Source organism: Ruegeria sp. HKCCD6604 (genome assembly GCF_013110635.1).
Taxonomy (GTDB): Bacteria; Pseudomonadota; Alphaproteobacteria; order Rhodobacterales; family Rhodobacteraceae; genus Ruegeria.
Map to the genome: position 1 here is coordinate 12279 of NZ_WVQW01000013.1, position 17833 is coordinate 30111.

The 17833-nt window shown below is 52.9% G+C and carries 18 protein-coding genes and 1 pseudogene; 13 read left to right on the forward strand and 6 right to left on the reverse strand.

Going from position 1 to position 17833, the window contains the following annotated elements; translation table 11 throughout:
• Window positions 1-2: 2 nt before the first annotated feature.
• Entirely contained in the window at window positions 3-221 is a 219-nt protein-coding gene (locus tag GS614_RS20290) for a hypothetical protein (protein ID WP_152456637.1), read from the reverse strand.
• Between the two features lie 211 nt (window positions 222-432).
• Here GS614_RS20290 and GS614_RS20295 point away from each other — a divergent pair, with 211 nt between their 5' ends.
• From GS614_RS20295 to GS614_RS20310, 4 genes are all read left to right on the forward strand, one after another.
• Window positions 433-933, forward strand: coding sequence for a Dps family protein (locus GS614_RS20295; protein WP_171171700.1), 501 nt, complete (start codon window positions 433-435; stop codon window positions 931-933).
• 50 nt (window positions 934-983) lie between these two features.
• Window positions 984-1268 (forward strand): coiled coil domain-containing protein, encoded by a 285-nt coding sequence (locus GS614_RS20300; RefSeq protein ID WP_152456639.1) that lies wholly within the window; start codon window positions 984-986, stop codon window positions 1266-1268.
• Window positions 1269-1312: 44 nt separating this feature from the next.
• Complete coding sequence (locus GS614_RS20305) at window positions 1313-2578, forward strand: DUF2254 domain-containing protein (protein ID WP_171727184.1); 1266 nt, start codon at window positions 1313-1315, stop codon at window positions 2576-2578.
• A gap of 316 nt (window positions 2579-2894) precedes the next feature.
• Window positions 2895-3623 carry an SDR family NAD(P)-dependent oxidoreductase gene (locus tag GS614_RS20310; RefSeq protein ID WP_171727185.1) on the forward strand — a complete coding sequence of 243 codons (729 nt, stop codon included), beginning with the start codon at window positions 2895-2897 and terminating at the stop codon, window positions 3621-3623.
• Window positions 3624-3672: 49 nt separating this feature from the next.
• Here the strand turns inward: GS614_RS20310 and GS614_RS20315 are convergent, their stop codons facing one another.
• Window positions 3673-4428 carry an MBL fold metallo-hydrolase gene (locus GS614_RS20315; protein ID WP_171727186.1) on the reverse strand — a complete coding sequence of 252 codons (756 nt, stop codon included), beginning with the start codon at window positions 4426-4428 and terminating at the stop codon, window positions 3673-3675.
• Between the two features lie 41 nt (window positions 4429-4469).
• Here GS614_RS20315 and GS614_RS20320 point away from each other — a divergent pair, with 41 nt between their 5' ends.
• The 3 genes from GS614_RS20320 (at window position 4470) to GS614_RS20330 (ending at window position 7577) form a co-directional block, all read left to right on the forward strand.
• A complete protein-coding gene (locus GS614_RS20320) occupies window positions 4470-5594 on the forward strand; it encodes a pyridoxal phosphate-dependent aminotransferase (protein ID WP_171331617.1) in 1125 nt (374 codons plus the stop codon).
• Between the two features lie 183 nt (window positions 5595-5777).
• The gene (locus GS614_RS20325; RefSeq protein ID WP_171331616.1) at window positions 5778-6251 is read left to right on the forward strand and encodes a DUF427 domain-containing protein; all 474 of its coding nucleotides are present in this window, start codon (window positions 5778-5780) and stop codon (window positions 6249-6251) included.
• A 306-nt stretch (window positions 6252-6557) separates the two neighbouring features.
• The gene (locus tag GS614_RS20330) at window positions 6558-7577 is read left to right on the forward strand and encodes an ABC1 kinase family protein (RefSeq protein WP_371809422.1); all 1020 of its coding nucleotides are present in this window, start codon (window positions 6558-6560) and stop codon (window positions 7575-7577) included.
• Between the two features lie 174 nt (window positions 7578-7751).
• Here the strand turns inward: GS614_RS20330 and GS614_RS20335 are convergent, their stop codons facing one another.
• Window positions 7752-8291: a thiol-disulfide oxidoreductase DCC family protein gene (locus GS614_RS20335; RefSeq protein WP_371809423.1), complete on the reverse strand. Its 540-nt coding sequence runs from the start codon at window positions 8289-8291 to the stop codon at window positions 7752-7754.
• 641 nt (window positions 8292-8932) lie between these two features.
• On the opposite strand from GS614_RS20335, the pseudogene GS614_RS22295 reads away from it, so the two are divergent.
• From GS614_RS22295 to GS614_RS20355, 5 genes and pseudogenes are all read left to right on the forward strand, one after another.
• Window positions 8933-9289 (forward strand): annotated as a pseudogene (locus GS614_RS22295) (deoxyribodipyrimidine photo-lyase); the annotation flags it as partial.
• A gap of 111 nt (window positions 9290-9400) precedes the next feature.
• Window positions 9401-10474, forward strand: coding sequence for an FAD-binding domain-containing protein (locus GS614_RS20340; protein WP_253285479.1), 1074 nt, complete (start codon window positions 9401-9403; stop codon window positions 10472-10474).
• A gap of 5 nt (window positions 10475-10479) precedes the next feature.
• Window positions 10480-10611, forward strand: coding sequence for a DUF2256 domain-containing protein (locus GS614_RS20345; protein ID WP_371809425.1), 132 nt, complete (start codon window positions 10480-10482; stop codon window positions 10609-10611).
• Window positions 10608-11852, forward strand: coding sequence for an FAD-binding domain-containing protein (locus tag GS614_RS20350; RefSeq protein ID WP_171727188.1), 1245 nt, complete (start codon window positions 10608-10610; stop codon window positions 11850-11852). Before GS614_RS20345 ends, GS614_RS20350 begins: the two co-directional genes overlap by 4 nt.
• A gap of 3 nt (window positions 11853-11855) precedes the next feature.
• On the forward strand, window positions 11856-13349 hold the full coding sequence (locus GS614_RS20355) for a cryptochrome/photolyase family protein (protein WP_171727189.1): 1494 nt from the start codon (window positions 11856-11858) through the stop codon (window positions 13347-13349).
• 166 nt (window positions 13350-13515) lie between these two features.
• Here the strand turns inward: GS614_RS20355 and GS614_RS20360 are convergent, their stop codons facing one another.
• Window positions 13516-14448: an SdiA-regulated domain-containing protein gene (locus GS614_RS20360; RefSeq protein ID WP_171727190.1), complete on the reverse strand. Its 933-nt coding sequence runs from the start codon at window positions 14446-14448 to the stop codon at window positions 13516-13518.
• A 211-nt stretch (window positions 14449-14659) separates the two neighbouring features.
• Between GS614_RS20360 and GS614_RS20365 the strand changes: the two genes are divergently transcribed.
• Window positions 14660-15388, forward strand: a complete 729-nt coding sequence (locus GS614_RS20365) for a DUF4956 domain-containing protein (protein WP_216601229.1) — start codon at window positions 14660-14662, stop codon at window positions 15386-15388.
• On the opposite strand, the gene GS614_RS20370 is transcribed toward GS614_RS20365, so the two are convergent.
• Window positions 15389-16330 carry a metallophosphoesterase gene (locus tag GS614_RS20370; RefSeq protein ID WP_171727192.1) on the reverse strand — a complete coding sequence of 314 codons (942 nt, stop codon included), beginning with the start codon at window positions 16328-16330 and terminating at the stop codon, window positions 15389-15391. It abuts the gene before it with no gap.
• Window positions 16320-17753 (reverse strand): hypothetical protein, encoded by a 1434-nt coding sequence (locus tag GS614_RS20375; protein WP_152456653.1) that lies wholly within the window; start codon window positions 17751-17753, stop codon window positions 16320-16322. Before GS614_RS20375 ends, GS614_RS20370 begins: the two co-directional genes overlap by 11 nt.
• Window positions 17754-17833: the final 80 nt, after the last annotated feature.

Sequence of the window (17833 nt, forward strand, 5' to 3'; positions counted from 1 at the left end):
TGTCACTCGTCCACAACACGAAACTCACCGGAAGGCGCGTCAGTAGGTGGTTCTTCGAACTCATTGGAAATCAGACCGCGACGGATAAGTTCACGAATGGCGGCCGCTCTGGATGGCAGTCTGTTCTCGAACCGCCAATCATCGATGGCCTTAAGCTCTTCGAGGTCGAGCATCAGTTGCAGTTTTTCAGTGCGCTTTGGTGGTCGATTTTGATCAGACACTGGCATGACCTCAGTAGCTTACGTCAGTTACTCCAAACATGTATGGCAATGGGCCTGTGTGTCTACATCAATGTTGGCATGTTGGGCTGGATACCCATGATCATGAAGCGCCCCATTATGCGTGGCATACCTATAATAAGTATATGATTTTATTTGAAATTTACCATTTTCTCCCTAGTTTCTACTCTGTAAGAAACGAAATGGAGTGAAAATGATACAGCAAGTTTTGAAGTCTGAAGTTCAGGAAGAAACGAACGATACAGGCATCGACAAAAATGCGTGGATCGCCAACGCGGTGACGGAAATACTGGCCGATACAATGATCCTGATGGTGAAAACGCAAGGCACACATTGGAACGTCGTCGGCCCGCTATTCCTGCCGATCCATGAGCTTACAGAGCGTCAGTATCGTGACCTGTTTGAGGCCGCTGATGAATTGGCCGAGCGCGTGCGCGCGTTGGGTCAGGTGGCACCGATTTCGTTCACTGACATGGTTAGCCAGGCAAAGTTGACCGAAGAAGAAACGGTCAAAGACGCAGAAGGTATGATCAAGCAGTTGGTTGCAGACCATGAAGCGATCGCCCGAAACCTGCGTGAGACTGCCGCGACCGCCGCCCGTTATGGCGATGGGGCTACAGAGGATCTGATGAACGCCAGGATGGCGAAGCATGAAGAAGCAGTCTGGATGCTCAAGGCGATTGTTGCGGCCTAGTGGGCGGCTCCCGTCGATCTGAACCACCGTTTGAGAAGAAAGGAAAACTCATGACACGTGTTGGGTACGAGAAGAAGGCACAGCTGCAACTGGATAGTTGGAATGCCCAGATTGATGTTCTTGAAGCCAAGCTGAAAGTGGCGGAAGCGGATGCCAAGATCGAGCTCGAGGAACAACTCAGCAAGCTCTACAAGGTAAGGTCAGACGCAGAAGCTCAGCTGAAAGAGTTGAAGTCGACCAGCGACGAGGCCTGGGAAGACGTCAAAGAGGGCTACGAGGCTGCATGGAATGACATGCAGAGTGCTTTGAAAAAAGCGGCCGACCGGTTCGCGTAAAGCAGAGTTCGTTAAGAAAGCGCGTGTTGGGAATGGGGACTGGAATGCAAACACCCAGAGAATTAGTGAGATACTTTCGCGGGTTCCTAACCATCCCTGCCGCCATAAGTCTTTCAGGTCTTGTGGTGGCTGGGATTGTCTTCAAGACCGAGCAAGCGCTTGTGAAGTGGGGTTGGTCCGCTTCCGATTGGCTCAGCGTTTCGAATCGCACTGCGAGCGATGTACTGAGCGCAATCTCGGCAGCATCCATGTCCGCATTGGTCATGGTCTATTCCATTGTTCTTCTGGTCTACACCTTGGCAGCTGGATCTATTGGCCCCAGGCTCTTGCAACGCTTTGGCGAAGACAGGGTAAACCAGGTTGCAGTTGGTTCACTTGGAGCAACGTTTTTATACAGCTTGATGATCTTGTGGTTGGTACGCGATGACACATCAGTGAACTTAGCCGTGGTGGTTGGCATAATCTATTCAATCGTCTCAGTTCTATTGCTGCTGCTCTTCGTCCATACAGTATCGACGCGCGTAACCATTGATCAGGAGGCGGCGCGGATTTCTGAAGCTTTGGATGGTCAAGTGAGCACCGCGATCGAAAACAGTGCAGATATTCCATCTTCAGAGGCAATCCCCGAGGAGGGAGACAAGCGCCCGGTCCCGGCTTCGGGAACTGGTTATGTGAACTCGATCAACACCGAAGAACTGGTGCGTACGGCCAAACAAGCAGGAGCAGTCGTCGTTTTTGATGTGCAGCCTGGTGACTTTATGGTTCCATCGGACATTTTGGCCAATGTTCATGGTGATATTGATGAGAGCCTCAATGATCTGGTGCAAGCGGCAGCTCCGTTGATCCCCGCGCGAGACCCTAACGGAGATATCCGTTTTTCTGTCCATCTTCTCGTTGAAATCGCACTTCGGGCATTATCGCCGGGTGTCAACGACACGTTCACCGCAATTGTCTGCATCGACCGTCTATCGGCCTCTCTGGCCCGTGCGTGGTCGTCCAAGCTCTGCACGGGTGTGTATCGAGATGACGACGGAGCCGTGCGGGTGGTTTACCCATCCATCACGGCAGAGTCGTTGTTTCACGACTCGATGCCAGCTCTAAGACGCGCCGCTCGGGGCAATGGCCTCGTGACGGCCGCCCTTATTCGAGCTTTGGTGCGCATTGCTGAAGCGGCTCCAGAAAAGGAAGCGTGGGCTGTTGTAGATGAACTAACCGCAGTCAGAGATGAGACCCGAGAAAGCGACATGCTGGAGCGCGATATTGATAAGTTTTGTGGTCAAATCGAAACGGCAATGCGAAGGCTTAGTTAAACATCCCTTACACTTGTAGTCCCGTTCTGCCGGGGAGAAGTGCGTGGGCCATCCGCAGGCTTATCGAAAAGCACTTGAGTGCCGGGCTTGCCTTCAAGTTCAAAAAAAAGACGGCAAGCAGGTGATGAAAGCAGTCGGCAGTTTAGTCCACCGAGCAGCTAACAAGCAGACAGAAGAGAATGATCGCATAAAGCCCAAAACGGGCGGGCACTGAATTCAAGCAGAATTGACTTTCGCAGCTTTCAGATAAAAGGGTTGTGAGTTTCCTTCTTTAACTCGAAGTACCCCAATTCATGCCAAGGTGGGAGGAGTTGCTATGAAAACAACGGTTGTGACTGGCGCCGCGGGAGGGATGGGGAAGGCCATCTGCCGCCAATTGCGGGCAGATGGGGTCCACGTCGTTGGACTGGACCTTAATGAAGAGGGTCTGGACGAACTGGCAACAGAATTGGGCCCAGATTTCACGCCGATCTCCGTCGACCTAACGGATTCCATGGCTATTGCTCAGACGTTTGATGGCATTAAGTCAGCGCACGGCGGTCTGGATGCTTTGGTAAACAACGCGGGCACCTGCTTCATGTCCGACTTCCCGCACATTCCGCCCGAGGAACTCGAAAAACAGATGGCAATCAACTTTAACTCTGCGTTCCATTGTTGCCAGCAGGCGGTTCAGTTGATGCTGGAACGCGAAGGCATCAAAAAGATTGTAAATATCTCTTCGAACGGAGCTTACAATTTCGATGTTTTCGACCCTCCGCACTACCGGGCGTCAAAGGCTGCTATGGATACCCTTACGAAAGACCTTGCCCGTCGATACGCAAACGAAAAAATCTGTGTGAATTCACTGGCACCTGCCATGACCGAGACACCCTTGTTCAATGTCTTGACCGAGGAAGTCTTGGAGAAAGCCGTTAATGCCATGCCGCATGGTCGCGCGATGCTACCCGAGCAAATCGCCTCTTGGGTCAGTTTTCTCATTTCGCCGGCCGGTGATGTTTCCAGCGGGAACGTGATTATTCTGAATCAAGGGCGCGACGTCAGATAACTGGCAGGCGCGACATCACTTTTCGGGAAAAGTGAGCCACAGGTTGGGATCAACGGTAGACTTCTGGTGCTTTCTTCAGAACGGGCCACTGCTTGGGACAATGCCCATAGATTACAAAGGCATCTCGCTCGGATGCTAGACACATCAACCTGTCTGCGCTGGCAATTGCGGCATCTTCGTCCCATGAGCCTGCAAACTTCTCGTCGATTTCTGCCGGTCGGGATATTGCATCACTCGTTAACAAAATTGCACCCGAAGGAAGATCGACCATCACGGCGATCTGACCTGGCGCATGACCGGGTGAGGCCAAAACGAAGATGCCCGGTCCAATCTCTGCGTCGCCATCAACCAAGAGATAATCCTGATCGGGCCATTCCAAAGGCCGTATATCGCCCCAATACAATGGGCGAGGCAAGGCTCGCTCCGCGGAAGAGATAAGAATTGGACTGCTTGGAAAGTCGCCCAATGCGCCGATATGGTCGATATGAGTGTGCGTACAAATCTGCAATGTGATGTCCGACGGAGTCAGTCCGAGTTTTGCCAGTTGTGCGCGTGGCAGATTGTCTGGTTCACACTTCAGGACCTCGCCGAACTCGTCCAATCGATCTTCTTTGACTGCGGCGTCGGTATCGGTCGCGTATTTTTCAGGAAACCCAGTGTCGATGAGTATTGCTTCTCCTAAGTCCGTCCGGACCAGAAACCCGCAGATCCCAATAATGCGGCCGGTGGAATGGACCTTGAACAGCCCGTAGTCCAGAACTGCCAAGTCACTCGGTCGCCCTTTGACAAATCCTTCTGCTTGCACAGACTCTCTCCCTGATTGACTACAAGGATTTTGAGTACAGCATGAAAGTCAAGATACACACACTTTTTCAGTACCTGCTGGATACCACCGAAGCGGATCCAGAAGCTTTCGTTGGGTTTTCCTTGTCAGAGTCGCCGCGTTTGGGTGAGTTCATGGATGCGTTGGACCCAGCACTGCCGCTGGATTGGAACCAAAAGAGCTTTCGGGGCCTGCCTGCTTTACGACGACATGTGATGGACCGCGCAGGCTTGTCTGATGTTTGCAAACCAGATGATGTTCTGATCACCGCAGGCGCTGCGGAAGCCAATTATCTTGCATTCATTCAATTGGTCCAACCGGGTGACGAAGTCGTAACTGAACGCCCGGGCTGGCCGCAAGCGGGCGTATTGGCAGAGGCTGTTGGCGCGACTCTCAAAGTTGTAGACCGAGAAGAGAGCGCTGGTTGGGTATTGCCGCTGGACGAAGTTGAAGCCGCAGTAACGGAACGCACGCGGCTCATCTTTGTCACCAACCCCAATAACCCAACCGGCCGCCTGATGACCCGGGCAGAGCTGGAAAGGCTTGTGCAAATTGCAGACCGTGTCGGTGCATGGCTGGTTGTTGATGAAGTTTACGCAGGATTGGAATGGAACGGGTCTCGTGCCCCTTCGATTGCCGGTTTGTATCCTAGGGGTATCACGACGGGCAGCGTTTCCAAAGCATTGGGGCTCCAGGGGCTGCGCACCGGCTGGATGATTTGCCGTGATCCCGATCTGATTTGGGATGCCATAATTCTGCGGGAAAACTCCAGCGAGATAATGAATATACTCGGCGAAGTCATTGCCGAAATCGCTTTAAGGCCTGACCGATACAATCAGTCAATGAAAACTGCGCGCGCAGATGGGATGAAAACACTGGAACGCCTTGATCGGTTTGTTGCCGAACAACCCCGCCTCGATTGGGTCAAACCTCAGGCTGGGTTGATTGGTTTGGCACGGCTTGACGGGATTGATGGCGATGTTTTCGCCAAACGCTTGCTCGCCGATCCGTATCGGACATTTCTTTTACCGGGCTCGTCTTACGGGATGCAGAACCACGTCCGACTAGGCGTCGGAGGAGGTGCTGCTGCCAATCTCGACCTTGGCCTAGAGCGCATGGGCGAACTGTTGGCGAACTGGCAGGCTTAGGACATTCATTTTGACGGTTCTGGCTGCAAAGTCGGTCTAACAGTGCAGCCCGATCAAAGCTGATACTAAGCCCAATTGTGGTTCAAGTTCGCCTACCTTGTGTTGAAAGCTCTTTCGCTAGAATAACGCTGTCGGCGCGCTATCTCGCAGAAGGAACAGCCGAATACACAATCCGGTCCGACAATGACAGCTTTGACAATTGAAGACGTGCAAGACTATCCGCGGCCACCTGCGCTGCGGGAGGTGCCCGATAACGTGCGGATAGAGTTTGGCGGTCGAACAATCGTAGAAACCGATCAGGCGTTTCAGGTACTCGAGACCCACCACGCCCCAACGTACTACATCCCACCGCATGACATTGATGCCGTTCTGACAAAAACCTTGGTCAGGTCATACTGCGAATGGAAGGGCGTTGCGAGTTACTGGGACGTTCAGAGCGGGGCGGCCAAGGCCACAAAAGCCGCATGGAGTTACGAGGAACCAACCACCAGGTTTGAACAGATAAAGGGCTATGTCGCCTTTTACGCCGGGCTTATGGACGGTTGTTTCGTTGGCAAGCATCGCGTGATCCCGCAACCCGGGGACTTTTATGGAGGTTGGGTCACCGAGAATTTGAAAGGTCGCATCAAAGGCTCTCCGGGCACGGAATTTTGGTGAGTATGGATGACGGACCCTAAATCCTCACCAACCTCTTTGGCAGTTCCTACAAGCCGTTTGGTCCGTGTTGCCGGTTTAAGCAGCATGACGGCAGGCATTGCAGGAAACGTGGCAGTGCGCGCCCTTCGAGAGATCGGTCGCGGTGCGCGACCCGATATGCGTGGTTTGTTGATGACCCCAGGTAACGTGACACGGATCGCGGATCAGCTTTCGCGCATGCGAGGGGCAGCGATGAAGGTGGGGCAGCTGATTTCGATGGATGCAGGCGAGGTCTTGCCACCTGAGCTGGCTGACATCATGGCACGTTTGCGGGATCAGGCGCATTTCATGCCACCGAAGCAATTGCGTGACGTCCTGAACCGAACCTGGGGTACAGATTGGCGCAAATCCTTCAAAGCTTTCAATGTAAGGCCCATTGCGGCGGCGAGTATCGGGCAAGTACATCGTGCAACTTTGAAAGACGGGCGCGATGTGGCGATCAAAGTGCAATATCCCGGTATCGCTCGCAGTATCGACAGCGATATTGCCAATGTGGCCGCGCTGGTTCGAATGTCCGGTCTACTTCCCAAAAGCTTTGATCTGGGGCCGTATATTCAAGAGGCGCGCAGTCAATTACATGAAGAAACGGATTATGAACGCGAGGGGTGGCACATGCGCCACTTTGCTGACCTCTTGCAGGGTGATGAAGCCTTCGAAATTCCGGAGTTCTTTCCGGATTGGAGCACTCCCGAAGTTCTAACGATGTCTTTTCTGGAAGGTCGACCCATCGAGACCGTGAGTGATGCGACCAGAGAGGAACGCAATCGAGTCTCAGAAGCCTTGGTCGATCTCACGCTGCGCGAGGTTTTCGAGTTCGGTATCATGCAAAGCGATCCAAATTTTGCCAATTACCGATACAACCCGGCAAATGAGAAGATCAGCCTCTTGGATTTTGGTGCGGCCCGAGCACTGCAACCATCGGCAATTGATGGGTATATGCATCTGCTGCGTGCAGGCCTGCGGGAAGATGACGAAGAGCTTCGCAACGCTGCCATCCAATTGAAGCTTGTTGAAGGTGATGGCCCGTTCGACGACCGGATCCTCGGAATGATCCGCATTGTTTTCGACGCAATCCTATCCGCGAATGAATTTGATTTTTCTGACCGAACGCTCTCTAACCACCTGAACAAGGAAGGCATGGCCTTGGCCCGGGCCGGGTATATCCCGCCCCCAATGCGAATGGATATTCTTTACCTTCAGCGAAAGATTGGGGGGATATTCTTGTTGGTCACGCGATTGAGTGCCTCGCTGCCTGTAAAGGCGCTTCTTGCAAAGTATGTCATCTGAACGACCTCCATCCTTCCTAACCCAGCAAACCGAGCAATAGCAGAACCCGCGGCACCGATATGCGTGACCAACCCAAAACAAAGCGCGAGTATGATGCGAGTGTTGCCAAGTGCGGGTTCGAGCCCCCGTTTGACGAGCCAAACCAGCCATTGAAATGACCATCGTCCAGATTGATCATGTCGACGAACCTGTCTCGTTAGCCGACTTCGCTCCGACCCAAGACGCGATCCTCGAAAGCATCGGTCTTAGTGGCAGGAAGCACCGATATGCAAGCTCTAGCAAAGGCGTTATCCCCGGCAAGCTTGCCACCCGTGCCAGCCAACGCCATTTAGGTAAAGTGCCCCACAGTTCCGTAAACGCGCGTGCACCGGATACTAGTTCTCCATCTGGTCGACGCACAGTGAAACGATCCATAGCTTCTTGCCGCGTTAGATCTTCATCAATTCGAACATTGGGTTTTGAAACGTCGACAAACCTCAAGCGTTCAGCGCCCTCGCAGGAGGCATAGTGCTCGATCTCAACGGAGCAAAGCGGGCAAGATCCGTCGTAATAAACCGTAGCAAACGAATGATGGGGTGCGGCGTCATCAGATGTGAGCGCAACCTCAGCTTTGTCCGTTTTGTCCATTTTGTTTGACCTCGTCTTGCGGGCTTCATCCGTCCCGTTGCAAGACTTAGCGCAGATACCGAAGAAACGAGGGTTCAGCAGTGACATAAAGATGCGTTATGAGGCCGCAACTTGTGATGATGCTAGCAAAATTTTAGCGATTGCGTCGCCCGAATTGCAGGCGTGCGGGCAATTTTATCGAATAGGGTGAGGGGTTTGTAGGTACCTCGCTGTTTTCCGAAAGGCACTGAAAAGTTGCACTACCAGAAGATGACTACGGCAATCTCACAAGCTCAGCGGTTGGCGCAGCTCATGATCCACGGGGCTTGATACCGCATAAGTCAAGCTTACTGTCTTCGATGCGCAAACAAGATGGTCCCGTTTGATTACCTCTCTCTCCCGTTTACAGTGCTTTCGGGGCGGATGCTCTGAGGTCCGTTGCAAACCGTGCCTTGTAGCGTTCAAATCGACGGGCTGGTCTCTTTATCCTTTACTCAGAAATCAGAAATTCAAATAAGACAGATAAGACAGAGATGGGCTAACCCGCTCCTTTTTTGGTGGTTTAGGGCCCAGACCGATCACTTACCAATGTCACCTTTGTCGGGGTCTTTTTCTTCTGGCCACGTGCTTTCGGTGGGTTCGCGAACGCTTCCGACATTCATGTACCGAAGGCCAATGGCTTCTCTGCAAAAAACCACGTCCTAGCGGAACGCGAGGAAGACTGGAACATAGATCCATTTCTAGTGGCCATGCGTACAATCCTTGAAAACGGAGGTATCGTGCAGGTCGTCTGGTTCAAACGGGATTTACGGGTAAATGATCATCCGGCACTGGCGCAAGCGTCTGAGGTCGGGCCAGTTCTGCCACTCTATGTGGTTGAACCTGAGCTTTGGCAGCAACCTGACGCGTCAACACGGCAGTGGAACTTTGTTGCTGAGACAATCGCTGAGTTGCGTGATGACCTTGGGAAACTGGGACAACCACTCATTTTGCGCAAGGGACAAATTGTGGCGGTCCTTTCCGAGTTAAAAGATCGTGGTCTGATAGACGTACTTTGGTCACATGAAGAAACAGGAAACAATTGGACGTATCAGCGGGACCGTCAGGTTGCTGCATGGTGCAGGGACCACGGCGTGCGGTGGCACGAAGTACAAAACCATGGCGTTCTTCGCAGGCTCAGGTCTCGCGATGGCTGGGCGGAACGTTGGGATCGGTTTATGGCTTTGCCCGTTGCTTCACCAGTTGCGCTTAAGCATATCGACGTAGAACCAGGCTATATTCCCACGGGGCGCGACCTTGGCTTGCGGGATGATACATGTGTTGGTCGTCAAGCCGGTGGACGAGCTGCGGGTTTGGAACGTCTGAGCAGTTTTCTGACCCACCGTGGCAAAAGGTACCAACGCGAAATGTCCAGCCCCTTGGAGGGGGCCGTTGCGTGTTCGCGGCTGTCGCCCTATCTGGCTTGGGGTGCGCTTTCGATGCGCGAGGTGTCCCAAGCTACTGAAAATCAGAGACGCCGGTTGCCGCCGCAGGCAAAAGATTGGCGTAAGTCGCTTCGCTCGTTTTCGGGCCGTTTGCATTGGCATTGCCATTTTATTCAGAAACTTGAGGATGAACCCCGGATTGAATTTGAAAATCTGCATCGGCTCTACGATGGTCTTCGGCCGAAAGCGCCTGATGCCCAGCTCTTGACCGCATGGTCCAACGGCGAAACGGGATATCCATTTCTGGACGCATGCATGCGGTCATTGCGGGCAACGGGCTGGCTTAACTTTCGGATGCGCGCAATGGTGATGGCCACTGCGAGTTATCATCTTTGGCTGGATTGGCGGGCCCCGGGTGAGCATTTGGCGCGCATGTTTACCGACTATGAGCCGGGCATTCACTGGAGTCAGGTGCAGATGCAATCAGGCACCACTGGCATCAATACCGTGCGCATCTATAATCCGGTTAAGCAGGGCTATGATCAGGATCCAGAAGGGTTGTTCATTCGGACATGGTTGCCGGAATTGTCCCAAGTTGCGGATCAGCATATCCATGAACCCTGGAAAGCTCACAACGCGAAAGACATCATTGGAACGCTTTATCCAGAGCGTGTTTTTGACCATCTAGCGGCATCCAAGGCCGCGCGCGAGCGGGTTTGGGGCGTGCGCCGAAGTGCGGAGTTTCGTTCCGAGGCACACGCCATCGTGACAAAACACGCCAGCCGAAAGAATCGGCGGAATCCTCGCAAAGTCGCGCGGGCGTCTCAAAATCAAAAGCAACTCAGCCTGCCTCTGGAGGATCAGTGATGAAGATGCGCAAGAAAGCCGACTTACCCCAGAAGGTCTGCCCGGTCTGCCAGCGCCCGTTCACGTGGCGCAAGAAATGGGAAAACGTTTGGGATGAGGTGAAATACTGCTCAAAAAAATGCAGATCGGCTGCATGACCGAGATGTTTTCAGAACTTGATGAAGCGAAAGAGACGTTTGATTTCAAACCCACAAGGACCAACGGTCTTATAAGGCTGAAGCAGTTCGTGGGACGCACCGGGCGCCATTACGCAAGTGCGCGAAACTACGATTTTGGGACTGAGCGTCGCAGCAATGTTTCGGGTTTGTCACCTTGGCTGCGCCACCGTTTTATAACGGAGAAAGAAGTACTGGCAACGGTTTTAGCGTCGCATAATTTCGACGCGGCGGAGAAATTCGTGCAAGAAGTTTTTTGGCGCACGTACTTCAAGGGTTGGCTGGAACAAAGGCCCAGCGTCTGGTCACTGTATAAGCGGGATTTGCTGAGCGCTTGTGAGCGGTTAAGAGATGATGAGGGCCTAGAGGCCCGTTTCAATGATGCAGTGAACGGCAATACCGGCATCGACTGTTTCGACCATTGGGCGCGGGAACTGGTGGCGACAGGCTACCTTCATAACCATGCGCGCATGTGGTTTGCATCAATCTGGATTTTTACACTTCGCTTACCCTGGCAGCTTGGCGCGGATTTCTTTTTGCGACATTTGCTGGATGGCGATCCCGCATCGAACACGCTGAGCTGGCGCTGGGTTGGTGGATTGCACACGAAAGGCAAAACTTACCTCGCGCGCCCTGACAATATTGCCAAATACACTGAAGGACGGTTTCAACCTAAAGGCCTGGCCAAATTTGCAGAACCGCTGACCGAGCCGGTAGATCACCCGCTCGTTCCCCTTTCAAGTCCGCACATGCCCTCAGACAGCCCTTATCTGTTGCTGTTGACAGAGGATGATCTGTCAGCTCATCAATTGATGCCGACATCGCCTGTTGCCAAGATCGGACTTTTGGCGACGCATGGCCGATCCCCAAACCCGTTGGGAGACGTTGTACAGGATTTTGCCAAGGGCGCGATGAGCAACGCTTTGGAACCCCACGGAAAACTCGGGCAATCGACCGAGGACTGGTGTGGTGCGTTGATCGAGGCAGCACGGAATGCAGGTGTTGCGACCATTGCAACAGCCTATGCGCCTGTCGGTCCCACTCAGTCACGGCTGGATCGTGCGGAACCTGTATTGAGAGACGCAGGCCTTTCTTTGAACAGGATAATGCGGCCGTACGACGCTATAACATGGCCTCATGCGAAGGCCGGGTTCTTCGGCCTTCGAAAGAAGATCCCGTCGCTTCTACGCCAACTGAACTTGGCCACCCAACAAAGACCATAGCCCATGTCCACTGCCGCCCTTTTACTTCCCAACCAATTGTTTGCCCAACACCCGGGCCTGGCCGCCCGGCCCGATACTGTTGTGCTTTTCGAAGACCCGCTGTTCTTTGGCGACGCGTATTATCCCGCCACGATGCACAAGCAAAAGCTTTGGCTGCACCGCGCCTCAATGGCGCGCTATCGCGATGGCTTGGTCGCCAAGGGCTTTGATGCTGCGATCTGGCCCTTTGAGCCGCAGGCGGGTGCATGTCTGCGACTTTTTCAAAACTTGCGTGATCGTGGTGTCAGCCGAGTGATCATGGCTGATCCAGTAGACTTCATTGCAGAAAGACGTTTTCGGGCAGCGGCTGGCAATACCGACATCACGCTCGATATCCAGCCATCCCCCGGCTTTATGAATACGCGGGCCGACAATCTGGATTGGTCTGCCGGTCGAAAACGCTGGTTCATGGCGGAGTTCTACAAGGGCCAACGCCGCCGTTTGAACGTGTTGATGGACAGCGGCCAACCGGCCGGGGGACAATGGAGTTTTGACGAGGAAAACCGCAAAAAAGTGCCCAAGGCGCTGTTGGGCAGCCTGCCTTGGATCGACTGGCCTGCCCATGACGCAGTTGATGAAGCTGCAAAAGCGAGCGTTATCGCTGAATTTCCAGATGCATTGGGCGGCCTGGATACGCTATTTTATCCGACGTCACACAAAGCTGCATCCGACTGGCTGACGCAGTTTCTGGAACGGCGGTTCGAACACTTTGGCGACTATGAAGATGCCATTGTCGAGGGCGAAAACTGGCTATGGCATGCCGTTCTTACGCCTGCTTTGAACATTGGCTTGTTGACGCCGAAGCAAGTTTTGGACGCTGCCCTGGCGCATGCTGATCGCAAGGGCATTCCCCTTAACTCGGTAGAAGGATTCATCCGCCAGATCATTGGCTGGCGCGAGTTTATACGTGCTACCTATGAGAACCTTGGTGTGCAGATGCGCACTACAAACCATTGGGGCCATCATCGCCCTATGCCTCGCTCTTTCTACAACGGAACCACTGGTATTGATCCGCTGGACGACACGATCAAAAGGGTGCTCGAAACCGGGTATTGCCACCACATTGAACGCCTTATGGTACTGGGAGGGTTTATGTTTCTGTGTGAGATTGATCCAGACCATGTCTATCGCTGGTTTATGGAAATGTTCGTCGACAGCTATGATTGGGTGATGGTTCCTAATGCCTACGCGATGAGCCAGCATGCCGATGGCGGGTTGATCACCACCAAACCGTATTTTTCCGGCTCAAACTACATTCGAAAAATGAGCCATTGGGGCAAAGGGCCCTGGGCAGATATCTGGGACGGGCTTTATTGGCGCTTTATCCTGAAACACACCGATAGACTTGCTGGCAATCCCCGTTGGGCGATGATGTGCCGTACGGCTGGGCGCATGTCGCCAGAGGTCAAAAACAAGCATGTCACGACGGCTGAAGCCTTTTTGCGACGTATGACGTGAGCATGAAATTTACCCGCGCAATGTCCTGCGCTGGATCAAGGTCGCCTAGTCCGAGCCACACTGCAACGGAGGTTCTGATCGAGGCGGACAAAGGTAGAAGCGTACAAAGCAAGCTGCAACAACTTGCGGAAGCCATTGTGGCGGTGTGAGCTTCGTTTTCTAGCTATCAAAATTCGGGAATATCAAAAACATACAGTCGCGATTTCTCGGCATCATCTGTCAGGATGTAGAGAAGTCCATTGGGCTCATCCAGGGCGATCCCTTCTGGATGCTTTACAACCTTACGGTCGCCGTCTTTCATATAAGTTAGTTCTATTGTCTCTGCCGTTCTCGTCTCGGGATTGTACAAAAAGATCTGGCGCCCTTTGTCGCTCAGAATCCACAGTACACCTGAGGACGCAGACCAAGCCAATCCGCTTACATCCAGCTCATCGTCATTTATGCGATCGGACATAAAACCAGATTCGCGATCCAAGGGGGTGATTTCCTCAATCTCCGTCAGCTCTGGTGACAATACCAGCAACAACCGCGGTTTCCCTTCGATGACCACGAATACTCGCCCAGTGTCCGGATCGACTGTGATGCCCTCAGGCCCTTTGTTCAATGGATTGCCGACGAGCATTTCAGCTGCATCCGAATAACCCTGGAGAGTAGCAAGTGGAACCGTTGTAAGTTGAATGGGGTTGGTTGGGTGAACGACTAGAATTGACCGGTCAGTTTCCTGAAGCACCAAAACAGATCCATCTTTTCGCCAAGCGACACCCTCGAGGTCTGATCCCTTCAGTGATGGCAACTTGAAAGAGTTTCCCAATGCCCCGTCGATTCCAAGGAGATGCAGTTTAGGTTCGGCATCGCTGACAGACCACAAGAAGCCTTCAGCGCTGGAAAGCGACAGACCTGAAGGCTCTGAAAACCCTTCTGATTTGTCTGCGACCTTGAACCTATCGACCAGAACCAGATCAGCACTTTCGGCGCATGCAGGATCAGCCCACAGCAGGAAGGCTGCCGCCACTAACCCGGGCGCAAAAGCGAGCCGTCTAAGCATAAAGAAGCTCCGTGAAATTTCAGGTTTTGACGGAAACACTTTGTTTTCTGCCATTCAGTTTTCTCGCCCGTTGAACACATCCCTTTATCGCGTTCTTATCACAACTCAGATGCGATGTCGGAAGAATGCTCATTGAACTCTTTACCTGATCCCGCTTGTTGCGATTGAATTGAATGGGGCACGATGTGCCTGTGGTGAAGCCTAAGCCCTTGGCCTGAGCAGGAAGGAAGAAAAGCTGAATACGACATTCCCGTTTAAAACCGTGTTGTTGATGCTGCTGTTGCCAGGCGCTGCGGTGTCGCAAATCGATCCTGCAACGATGCTGGCCGGAGCTTCGGAGTCAGAAATTCTGATCGAACGCCAATGGACTCAGTTTCGCGGCAAACAGGAACTGTATTTCTTTACTCTCGATGTGGTGGTCACGATCATTCTGGCTGGCTTGATCGTCTATCATCCGGTGAGACGCAAAGCCCGTAGAAGCATCGGCGACTTGGTCATGCCGAGGCTGTTCTTCCTTTATGCTCTTATTGGCATGGCTGTTGGATTCCTGGTGGTTCAGCACGGATCAATGATTGGTTTTGTCATATTTGGCATCGGAGCTTTGCTCAGGTTTCGCTCCAATCTGGATGATCCGGTAGACACCGTCGAAATGATAGTCGTAACTGTTCTTGGTCTTGCGGTCGGTTTGGGCTTGCCGCTGATGGCCACGCTGGTGGCAGTTGTTTGTTGGTGTTTCATTTGGCTCGGTGGACGTAACAAGGGTGTTGAGATTTCTCTCAAAGCTTCAGACGAAGAGCACTCATTGAACGTCAGCGGCGCCATTGAAGCCATGGCCGCAGACGCCGGCTGGAAGCTGGTCAGAAAACACCACGTCCCCGGCAAGTCTCGCGTTTCATTGCTTTTCATTACTTCGGGTGGACTTTCAGAAGCCCGGATCGAAGAGATGATAAACGATCTGGTCCCCGAAAAAGTTGAGTTGAAACTCAACCTCTAGTTATTTCACAAGGTCCAATCGTTTCAACACCGCATTCGGGGATCTGATCTCTTTCGGGAGCGACTTGAAGTTTACCGACCTTTCGAAATCGGGCCCTCGATATACTGCTATCCCAAACTCTCCGTTCGGCTGGAACGTAACATGAGTGAAGCTGTGAGGTGATCTGACATTATCACCAATCAGCCGTCGTGGACCACCGCCCAAACAAGCTTGGGAAACATAAGCCACACCGTCTTTCCAGCCTGGGTAGAAGGCATGATGGTGGCCGGACAGATGCAGAACGACCCCGCTTTGCAGGTAGATTTTCTCAAGTGCCGGGTCACCGATGATTTCGCGTTCGCGCTGGATCGCGAAGGGCCAAAGCGGCAGGTGACTGAAAGTGACAATCGGGTTTCCATTCGCCCCCAGTTCCTCAAGTTGGTCCTGCTGATCGATGGATAGCGGCCCAAGGGTCGTGGCATCCAAAGACGCAAACGTGACGCCTTGCATCTCAAACGCGTAGAAGAACGGATAGTCCTTCGAAACCAGGAAATCGACGTCTGGTTTTCTCGGTGCCCATTCCTCGGCGTATATTTTTCTTTCACGTTCGAACCCGCGATAGGCAGAGGCATCATGGTTTCCCGGCGTGACCGCAAATGGAATTCCGGCAGCCTCCAGCGGGTCTGACACTGCCTTGTGAAACGCCTTCCACATCTCTCTGACCTGTTTGTCTGACAAGTTGGGAATGCGCTGACCCGCAACCATATCTCCGGTCGAAACCACCAGATCGGGATCAATCTCGATTATCCGTTCAATTGCTTTGTCGACACGGGCATCGTATTTTATCGAGCCATAGCTTCCGTTCAGATCCGATATGACGATTACATCCAAAGCCGCCGCTTTGCAGGCAAGCAGAGCGGACCAAATCAACACCGCCGCGGTGACGGAGCGCTTACGGGTCATTACAGTCTACAGCCTTTACCTCGGTGTCGTTTTTCAGAAAGAATGCGACGGGGTCCAAGTCGAACATCAAAACACCTTTTGAACAATTGCTCTGGAGAATGGACGTTGCCAGCGCTGTATTTTTAACGGCTTGCGCAATCTGCCTATCTGACAGGCCAAAGCTTTGCGACAACCAGTCATAAATCGGGCCTTGCGTTTGAAGGTCGTTATTCAAAGCAAACAAGCGCTGGTAAGTGCTTGGAGAAAAGTGTCGCATTTTCTCCAGCATCTGAGTGGATTTCGCAAAGTTGGCATATTCGACACGCCCACCAGCATCGTTGTCGTTTAGATTGCTGCGACGGATCAATAATGCGTCGGCTGGAACATCTCCATCGTTTGGCTTATGGTGCTTGGCCTTCTTGTGCTTCAGGTCTCCGTCTTCGACCCAATACCAATAGGGTGTGAAGTCTATGTTTCCTACGCGGTCCTGCTGGCTAAAGATGAAGTCGAGCAGAACAATCTCGGTAAGTTCTTGCATCCAAAATGCCATCTGTTGGTCGCTGACATCGGGGCCGAGATCCTTGTTGATCTGCCGATCCTTTCGACCTTCCCTGACACCCTCTACAATGGCTTCGGGCAAGGGTTTTGAAGACCGCAAGGCCAAGAAGGCGGGTGTTTCCTGAAAATCGCGGTTTTGGCCTTTGCCCCAACCGGATTTACGGGTGCCGTTGATTTCCGAGCCGTAGCGATGACCGGGGCTGTCAAGCAGGACACCGTATATCTGCGTTCGATCCGCGGTGAACAGATCATCGGTTGGCTGGTACGAGTTCGGACCGGCATCCGCAGCCACGAATACCCGCCAGCCTTCATGGTTCATGCGCCCGCCATGAGAGCCACCAGAAATCGCAAGGCCGGGCTCTGCGACCTCGGTGAGATGCGCCTGAGCGTCCATGCTACGCCAGACCGCCACCGGAACGTTCACCGTCGCGTCGAAATACCTGGAGAAATGGTAGTAGAGCAGCGAAGAGGTTGAAAACGTTCCGCTTGTACCCTTCTGGTTCATGGTGGATTTGAATTTAGCCACCCTGTCCTTTGCCAGATCTTTTGCCGCCTTCCCCTCTTTGCAAGCGTTTCTCTCGAATTCGGAACGGTTCCCGGCGTAGGGTCCTTCCGAAATATCGTAGACGGCCATTCCTGGGCTGGTGCTCCAGGTTTTTGGGCAAACAGCAATTTCGGAGGCATAGAAATCAATCTCGCAATAGGTTGTTTCTTCCTCAAGATCGCTTTTCTTATACTCGCCCGTTGGAACTTTTTCGATCCGAATACAGCGTTCAGTAACGCCGTTGGGACTATCAAATGTCGTGGCTTCACCGAGAACATCGTCGTTCGCACACAAGATGGTGGGTGCAATGAAAGCAAGAGACCCCAGAAGATGGAACTTCATTTGAATAGTCCTCCGGATATCATCTAGGGCAAATCGCAGCCCGTTGTTCGGCGGAAATCTTCAGATTGGCGTCGACACTG